Origin of the sequence: Streptomyces sp. NPDC059398, assembly GCF_042751845.1 — a bacterium.
Classification (GTDB): Bacteria; Actinomycetota; Actinomycetes; order Streptomycetales; family Streptomycetaceae; genus Streptomyces.
On the sequence record NZ_JBHYWP010000054.1, the window covers coordinates 1 to 8,183 of the forward strand.

6 protein-coding genes are annotated in these 8,183 nt (G+C 69.9%); 4 read left to right on the top strand and 2 right to left on the bottom strand.

Annotated features, from left to right (window positions below):
• Positions 1 to 185 precede the first annotated feature (185 nt).
• Both ACFXBC_RS19965 and ACFXBC_RS19970 read right to left on the bottom strand, forming a co-directional pair.
• Positions 186 to 560: a DUF4440 domain-containing protein gene (locus tag ACFXBC_RS19965; protein WP_385025723.1), complete on the bottom strand. Its 375-nt coding sequence runs from the start codon at positions 558 to 560 to the stop codon at positions 186 to 188.
• 152 nt (positions 561 to 712) lie between these two features.
• Positions 713 to 2,242: a class I adenylate-forming enzyme family protein gene (locus ACFXBC_RS19970; RefSeq protein ID WP_385025726.1), complete on the bottom strand. Its 1,530-nt coding sequence runs from the start codon at positions 2,240 to 2,242 to the stop codon at positions 713 to 715.
• A 236-nt stretch (positions 2,243 to 2,478) separates the two neighbouring features.
• On the opposite strand from ACFXBC_RS19970, the gene ACFXBC_RS19975 reads away from it, so the two are divergent.
• The 4 genes from ACFXBC_RS19975 to ACFXBC_RS19990 are packed head-to-tail and all read left to right on the top strand — an operon-like array spanning position 2,479 to position 7,977.
• Entirely contained in the window at positions 2,479 to 4,104 is a 1,626-nt protein-coding gene (locus ACFXBC_RS19975; protein ID WP_385025729.1) for an NAD(P)-binding domain-containing protein, read from the top strand.
• A complete protein-coding gene (locus tag ACFXBC_RS19980) occupies positions 4,101 to 5,213 on the top strand; it encodes an alpha-hydroxy acid oxidase (RefSeq protein WP_385025732.1) in 1,113 nt (370 codons plus the stop codon). The genes ACFXBC_RS19975 and ACFXBC_RS19980 overlap by 4 nt, the downstream gene beginning before the upstream one ends.
• Complete coding sequence (locus ACFXBC_RS19985; RefSeq protein WP_385025735.1) at positions 5,207 to 6,670, top strand: cytochrome P450; 1,464 nt, start codon at positions 5,207 to 5,209, stop codon at positions 6,668 to 6,670. Before ACFXBC_RS19980 ends, ACFXBC_RS19985 begins: the two co-directional genes overlap by 7 nt.
• 41 nt (positions 6,671 to 6,711) lie before the next feature.
• Entirely contained in the window at positions 6,712 to 7,977 is a 1,266-nt protein-coding gene (locus ACFXBC_RS19990; protein ID WP_385025738.1) for a cation:proton antiporter, read from the top strand.
• The last annotated feature ends 206 nt before the right edge of the window (positions 7,978 to 8,183 follow it).

Sequence of the window (8,183 nt, forward strand, 5' to 3'; positions counted from 1 at the left end):
GGGGCCGCCGGCCCCCCCCCGCCCCCCCCCCCCCCCCCGCCCCCCCCCGCCCCCCCCTCCCCCCCCAATTCCACTTCGTTCTTCTAGATCAAATAAATTATTTGAAAACCCACACCCCCCCCCCACACCTCTTTCCCCGACACCCCGCTCCGGCACTACCGCCCGACGACCAGCCAGACACCCACTCAGCTCGTCAAAGTGCCCTGGTGGAAGTACATACGCCAGCCCGTCTCCGTAAGTCTCCACAACGAACTGCGCCAGGCACGCCGACCTCGGTTGTCAGCGACATACGTGAGATGGACGATGCCCGGAGCAAGTACGACCCCTGTCATCTCGCTGACCACCACCGGGGCCTCCGGGACCACGGAGCCCGCGCTCGTCACCGTCAGGATCGACGTTGCGTCCCAGCGCTTCCCCGAGGCGCCGATCTCGGTGAACTGGGGGTCCAGTAGCTCCGAGACCAGGGCCGGCGAGGCCCGGACACCCGGATCGAGGAGTCGCATCTCGGCCACCATCGCCGCCTTCACAGCCTGGTCCTGCTCGCCCTCGTCCGCCGCCATGCCCGCACCCTACGGAACCCCCTCACCTCCACACACCGAATAAGCGGACATCCACCCAATCCCCCTACTCCTTCGGCCGCTACCGCTATGGGGACCTCCGCGATCCCCTCCACCCCGTCAGCCCCCACGACCAGCGTGAACGCGCCGTTCGGTCAGCGCGGCGGCACCATCGCGCGCAGCGCCGCCTTGTCCGGCTTGCCGCTGGGGGCGACAGGGACCTCCGCGAGGAAGCCGACACCGACCGGGACGCTCGCCGTGCCGAGCTCACGGGCGACCAGCTTGCGCAGCGTTTCCTCTTCGGGGGCGGCGGCTCCTGGCCGTAGTACGACGAAGGCGTGGATGGCCTCGCCGGTGTGCTCGTCGGGGACGCCCACGACGTAGGCCTGGTCGATGTCGGGATGTGAGGCGAGGGCGCGTTCGATGGGACCGGCGTAGTGGACGATGGCGTTGACGATGACGATGTCGCGGATGCGTCCGGCCAGCCGCAGATACCCGTCGGCGTCGAGGCTGCCGAGGTCGCGGGTGCGTACCCAGCCGTCCCGCAGCACGTCGGCCGTCTCCTGCGCGTCGTCCCAGTAGCCGGAGAAGAAGTCCGGTCTGCGCACCCACACTTCACCCGTGTCGCCGGTCGGTACGTCCCGGCCCTCGCTGTCGCGTACCGCCGCCTCGACGGTCTCCAGCGGGCGTCCCACGCTGTCGGCCAGGCCCGGGTCCCCGGTCAGTTCCCCGGGTTCGAGTACGGAGAGCATGCCCGTCTCGGTCTGGCCGTAGCCGTGGTGGACGACAGGTCCGAGCAGCGCGGCGGCGTCGGTGAGCCGGTGCGGCGGGAGCGGTGAGCCCGCCACGAGGAGGTTGCGCAGCGAGGAGAGGTCCGCGCCGTTCTCCCGGACGGCGTCGAGGATGGCGTACAACCGTGGCACCGTCACCAGGCATGCGGTGACGCGGTGCTGGGCGAACACGTCGGGGAAGCGCAGCTGTTGCCCGGGGATCACGGCGGTGCCGCCGCCCATCAGGCACAGGCCCAGATGCTCGAAGACCACTGCGCTGTTGAGCGTGCCGAACAGCAGGAAGCGTTCGTAGCACGCGGCGAGCCGGCGGATGCGGTCGTTCCAACGGGAGGGCTCCAGGGCCCAGTTGAGCGAGAGTGCGGCGTAGGTCACCGTCGTGCCCTTGGGGCGCCCGGTGCTGCCGCTGGTGAGGTGGATGATGCCGATGTCGTCGGGGTTGCCCTGCGCGGTGAGGTCGGCAGAGCCGGAGGGAACCGCCTCTCCGGGCCGCAGGGTGGCGGCGTCCAGCAACGGGACGCCCAGTGCGGTGGCCTCGGAGGCGAGTTCCGCGTTGTCGGCGGCGTCGTCGGTGATCACGGCGGCGACGCCGCGGGCCAGGATGGACCGCAGGTGCTCTCGGGGCAGTCCCGGGCGCAGGCCGATCACCGTGCAGCCGACGGTGTGGGCGGCGATCCGGAGAGCGAACGCCTCCGGGGAGACGCCGGTGTCCAGAGCCACGTGCGAACCGGAGGTCAGGCCCACCCTGCGCAGGCCCCGAACGAATGCGGCGACCGCAGCGAGCACCTCTCCCCTGCTGACCGTGCACCCCTCGTACTCGAAGGCGGGGAGGTCGGGAGCGGCACGGAACGCGTCGATGAGTGTCTGCGGAAAGGTGCCTCCGGACTGTTCGTCCACTTCATCTCCACTCTGGGCCGGAAACTGCCGACGTAAAGGCTGCGTGAATGACCGAAAATCGATCGTAAAGACCGGTGCGACGGCCCGCTTAGCCCGTCAATCGACCACACACGTTAACCGACGCCCGGAATTCACCCATTGCCAGTACGAGTGATCTAGATCACATACAGGCGGGGTGGTCGCGTGCTTTAACCATCAAGTACCGTCTGCGACACCCCACGGAAGGCAGGACCAGAATGTCCGATTCAGTCCATGTCGACTATCTCGTCATCGGCGGCGGACCTGCGGGCCTGCAAGCCGGATATTTTCTCAAGAGGTCCGGACGGGACTATCTGATCGTGGAAGGAAGCGACGCGCCGGGCGCTTTCTTCACACGTTTCCCCAGGCACCGGACTCTTATTTCCAGCAACAAGGTGCACACCGGCTGGAGCGACCCGGAGCTGCGACTGCGCGTCGACTGGAACTCCCTGCTCTCGGACGAGGGCCCCCTGTTCACCGCTTACACCCCCCGTTACTTCCCACCGGCCGACGAGTTCGTCCGCTACCTGGGCGACTTCGTCCGCGAGCACGGCCTGAACATCCGCTACCACACCCGCATCAGCCGCGTAACGCGCCCGAACGGCGGCGAGTTCGTGGCAACGGACGAGAAGGGCAACGTTGTCCGGGCACGGCGTGTCATCGTCGCCACCGGCGTCTCCCGGCCCTATGTACCGCCCATCGAGGGCGCGGCCGATGCCGAGCGCTACGACGAGGTGACGGTCGATCCGCAGGACTTCACCGACCAGCGGGTTCTCATCATCGGCCGGGGCAATTCCGCGTTCGAGACCGCGGACAACCTCATCGAGACCGCCGCGGTCATCCACGTGGCCGGACCAGGTTCACTGAAGCTTGCCTGGCGTACTCATTTCGTGGGGCACCTACGGGCCGTCAACAACAACTTCCTCGATACGTACCAGCTCAAATCACAGAATGCGATCCTCGACGGAAACATTCTCCGTATCAAACGCAATGCCGACGGCGGATATGTGGTGAGCGTCAGCTTCTCGCGCGTTGATGAAGTCGTCAAAGACATCCGGTACGACCGGGTCATTCTGGCCACCGGATTCCGCTTCGACGCTTCGATATTCGCTGAGGAATGCCGCCCGGATCTGGTCGTCAAGGACCGTTTCCCGCACCTCACAGATGCCTGGGAATCGGTCAGCGTACCCGATCTCTACTTCGCCGGAACCATTACCCAGTCGCTGGACTTCAAGAAGTCCACCAGCGGCTTCATCCACGGTTTCCGGTACGGCGTGAAGGCGCTGGCCCGCATACTGGAACGCCGCTATCACGACGTGCAGTGGCCGCACACCGGCCTGCCCGCCACCGGCGCCGCTGTGGCCGACGCGGTCACCGAGCGCATCAACCGCACCTCGGCTCTGTGGCAGATGTTCGGGTTCCTCGGCGACAGCATCCTGGTCGACGCCGACGGCGGGGTGCGCTACTGCGAGGAGGTGCCCGTGGGGCACCTGCACACGGCAGCCGGGCGGGGCGACTTCGGGGCACTGTCCGCCTACTTCACCGTCACCCTGGAGTACGGCGCCGACCACGACCAGGTCGACCCCTTCGACATCAGCGTCAACCGTATGAACCAGCAGGACACCAGCGGTCTCGACGCCCGCTACCTGCACCCCGTGGTACGGCAGTTCCTTCCCGACGGCAGCGGAAAACCGGTCGCCGAGCACCACGTCACGGAGAACCTGGAGAACGAGTGGGACAACCCTGAGGTGCACGTCGGCCCGCTGCGCTCCTTCCTGACCGCCCGCCTCGCGGCCGGCGACGGTTCCCCGACCGGTGACGCGCTCGCCGCACCCCGGCCATGACCGGCCGGGAAACCGGCCCGGCGCACCATCCGGCCCGACCCGTGCCCAGTCAACTCCCGCAGGAGCATTACGACTTCTTCGCCGGCGGCGCCGGTGAGGAGACCGCGCTGCGGGAGAACGAGGACGCCTTCGGCCGGCTGGCCCTGCTCCCCCGGGTGCTGCGCGGCGGCGGCGACCGCAGCACCGGGGTCAGCGTCCTGGGCCGGGAGTGGCCGGCCCCGCTGTTCGTCTCGCCCACCGCCTTCCACCGGCTCGCCCACCCCGACGGCGAAGCGGCCACCGCACGCGCCGCCGCCGCGGCGGGGGTCCCGCTGGTGACAGGCATGGCGTCGACCACCGCCGTGGCAGACGTCGTCGCGGCCGCCCGCGAGCAGGACGACGAAGCGGTGGTCTGGTTCCAGCTCTATCTCCAGCCGGAGCCCGAAGTCACCACCGAGCTGGTCCGCCGGGCGGAACGGGCGGGCTGCTCCGCCCTCGTCGTCACCGTCGACTCTCCCGTCTTCGGCCGTCGCACCCGGGACCTGCGCAACGGCTTCCACGATCTGCCGCCCGGCCTTGTCACCGAGAACATGCGGGACCTGCCCGGCGGCGAGCCCGGCCGCCCCCGCTCCATCGCCATGTGGCCGGCCGGCTGGGACGACCTGTGCCGGCTGCGTGAACAGACCGACCTGCCGCTCGTCCTCAAGGGCGTACTGCACCCCGAGGACGCGCGCACCGCCGTCGAGCAGGGCATGGACGCGCTGCTCGTGTCGAACCACGGAGGACGGCAGCTCGATGCCGCTCCCGCAGCAGTCGAGGCGCTGCCCGCGGTGGTCGAGTCCGTCGCAGGACGGATACCGGTCCTCATGGACGGCGGGGTGCGCCGGGGCAGCGACATCGCGACGGCCCTCGCCCTCGGTGCCCGTGCCGTCGGCGTCGGCAGGCCCGTGCTGTGGGCGCTCGCCGGCCTGGGCGAGGAAGGCGTACGCGAGTGCCTCACCGCGCTGCGCGCCGACTTCGACCACGTGCTCGCCCTGTGCGGTGGCCACCGGCCCCGGGACCTCACGGCCGATCAGGTCGTCGAGCGCGGCACGGCACTGCGGCCGACGAGAGGGGAACGGACATGCTGAAGAAGACCACGGCGGCGGCCCTGGCCGCGGGCGGCGCCCTGCTGCTCTCCTCCCCGGCCTGGCTGCCCGGCCGGATCGTGTCCCTGCGGATGAAGCTCTTCGCCCGCGTCAACGGCGACGAGGGCCTGCCCTTCCCGCAGGAGGAGTACGGCGGCGCCGAACGCTTCGAGGAGATCTACGGCCAGCCCGCGGCGAACGGCCGCAGCAAGGGCGCGGCGCTGTCCGACCTGTTCTGGTACTGGCTCGCGCCCGGCGCCGACATCCACCAGGAGCACCTGGAGGCCGGGCCCCGCTACGATGAGGTGTCCCGGTGCACCCTCGCCATCCTGTCCGGCCCGTCGGCCGAGCTGTACGACGCGGCCGCGCGCAGTACCCGGCACGTGCTGGACGCCCTGCCCTCCGGTGGAGTGCGGGCCGTGCGGCTGCGCGATCTGATGATGCCGGTGTGGGCCGAGTTCTTCTACAGGCTGGTGTTCCAGGAGGACTGCCCGCCCGAGGCGCGGAAGCTGATCGTCGACAACGCCGAGGACGTGGTCAACGCCCTGAAGTGCACCAGACTGCGGCACCTGCGCCGCCGCGACCGGCTGACCCGCTACCTGCTGCGCAGGCTGGACGCCGGTGCGGTGCCACATGTGCTGCCGGCCGGGCTGACCCGCCGCCAGCATGCGTACTACCTCCAGGGCACCTTCTTCAACACCGCCGTCGTGCAGATGTCGGAGGCGATGGCCCACCTTCTGCTGGTGCTGGCCCAGCATCCGGAGGTGCAGGAGCGGGTGACAGCGGGCGGCGACGACGACCGCTATCTGTCGCACGTCATGAACGAGACGTTCCGCCTCTTCCCGCTGTTCGGCGTGGCCCACCGCATCACCACCGCGGACATCGACCTCGACGGCTTGCCGCTCATCCCGTCGGGATCCGTGCTGACCTTCAGTTACCCCGACTACCACGCCGGCGGTTATACCGACCCCGAGGACTTCGTCCCCGGGCGCTGGGAGACGCTGTCCGCCAAGGAGGCCCACCACATCCCGTTCGGCATCGCCGCGAACCGGCCCTGTCCGGCCTGGCGCCTCTCCCCCCTCGCGATGCGCGCCGCCACCCGCGAGGTACTGGCCCGCTTCGAGCTGGACTCACCGGTCAGCCACACCCGCTCCATCCCCCACCGCGCACCCTGTCTCCTCGTCCCCCGCAACCACCCGGCAGACACGCCGCGGCGCCGTGTCCTGCGCACCGCGCTGGCCGTACGGGACCGGGCCGAGGACGTCGGACGCAGCCTGACGCAGCTCGTCCTCGGCACCTACATGGTGCTGGACGCCCGCCGTACCAGGCCCGCCGCACGCTTCTTCGCCGAGCACGACACCGAAGGCCGCCCGTTGCCACGGGAGCAGACCGCTTCCGGCGCCGACGGGCAGCGCGAACCGGCTGTCACGACCTGCCCGTACACGGGCCGGAACACCTGACGGCGTCCCCCTCTCCTCGCCTCCTCACCAGGGAGTCCCCGTTGTCGACCACCGAGCTGGGTCCGGCCTTCTTCCTCGCCGTGGCCGTCATCCTCGTCACCTGCCGTCTCGTCGGATTGCTGCTGCGCTATCTGGGACAGCCGCCCGTGGTGGGCGAGATGGTCGCCGGCGTGGCTCTCGGCCCGTCGGTGCTCGGTCTCGTCTCACCCGGTGCCGAGGACGCCCTCTTCCCCCAGGAACTGCGTCCGATCCTGTACGTGGCCGGGCAGATCGGCCTCGTCGCCTTCATGTTCCTGGCGGGCTACGAGTTCCGCACGGACCGGCTGTCGTCGGTGGGCCGCACGGCGGTGTCCGTGTCGGCTGCCGGTATCACCGTGCCGCTGGTGCTGGGGGCGGGCCTCGCCACCATGGCCCACAACTGGGTGGACATCTACCCCGACGGCATCTCGCCAATGGTGGGCGCGCTCTTCATCGGGGTCACCCTCGCCATCACCGCCTTCCCGATGCTGGCGCGCATCATCACCGAACGTGGCCTGACCGACTCCCGGTTCGGCTCGATCTCGCTGGCCGCCGGCGCGCTGGACGACGTCGTGGCCTGGATCCTGCTGGCAGCGGTGCTGAGCCTGGCCGGCGGAGGGGCGTCCACCTTCGCCCTGGCCGCGATCGGCGCGGTCGGGCTCGGTGTGTTCCTCGCTGTGTTCGTGCGCCTGCGGCCGCAGGCGCTAAAATGGGCCCGGCGGCTGACCGAGGAACACACGCTGCTGGTCGTCGTCCTCCTCCTGTTCATCGCCGCCTGGTACACCGACCGCATCGGCCTGTACGCCGTGTTCGGCGCGTTCAGTCTCGGTGTCGCCTTCCCCAGGGATCCTGTGGTGACCCGCGCGGTGCGGGCCATCGAGCCGGTCAGCCGCATCGTGTTCCTGCCGCTGTTCTTCACCTACTCCGGCCTGAACACCGACTTCACGCTGCTGTCCGGCGGCAGGATGCTCCTGTTCACCGCGGCCTGTGTCCTGGTGGCAGTCGTCAGCAAGTTCGGTGCCTGCTGGGCCACCGCGCGGCTGCTGGGCGAGGGGCAGGACGTCGCCGTCCGGGTGGGCACGCTGATGAACGCCCGCGGCCTGATGCAGCTCATCGCCATCAACGTCGGTCTGGCCGCGGGCATCACTTCACCGGCGCTCTTCGGCGTGCTCGTCATTGTCGCCCTGGTCACGACGGTGATGACGTCCCCTCTGCTAAGCCTCTGGGACCGGCTGGGCCGCGGCCGGACCCGGGCGGACGTCTCGGTGGCCGAAGCCGCCGCCGGCTGAGGTGGCAGGCCACCGCGTTACGTCACGCGTCGGGGATTCGTCACGTAGCCGTGGTCACCGCGGACACCGTACGGCTGCGGGTCGGCGGTAAAACCCGGGCGGGGGGGGGGGGGGGCGGGCGGCGGCGCCGGGGGGGGGGGGGGCGCCCAGGCGGGCGGTGGGGGATGAAGGGCGGCCGCGTCGCCACCCAGCCGCAGCCGCTGAAA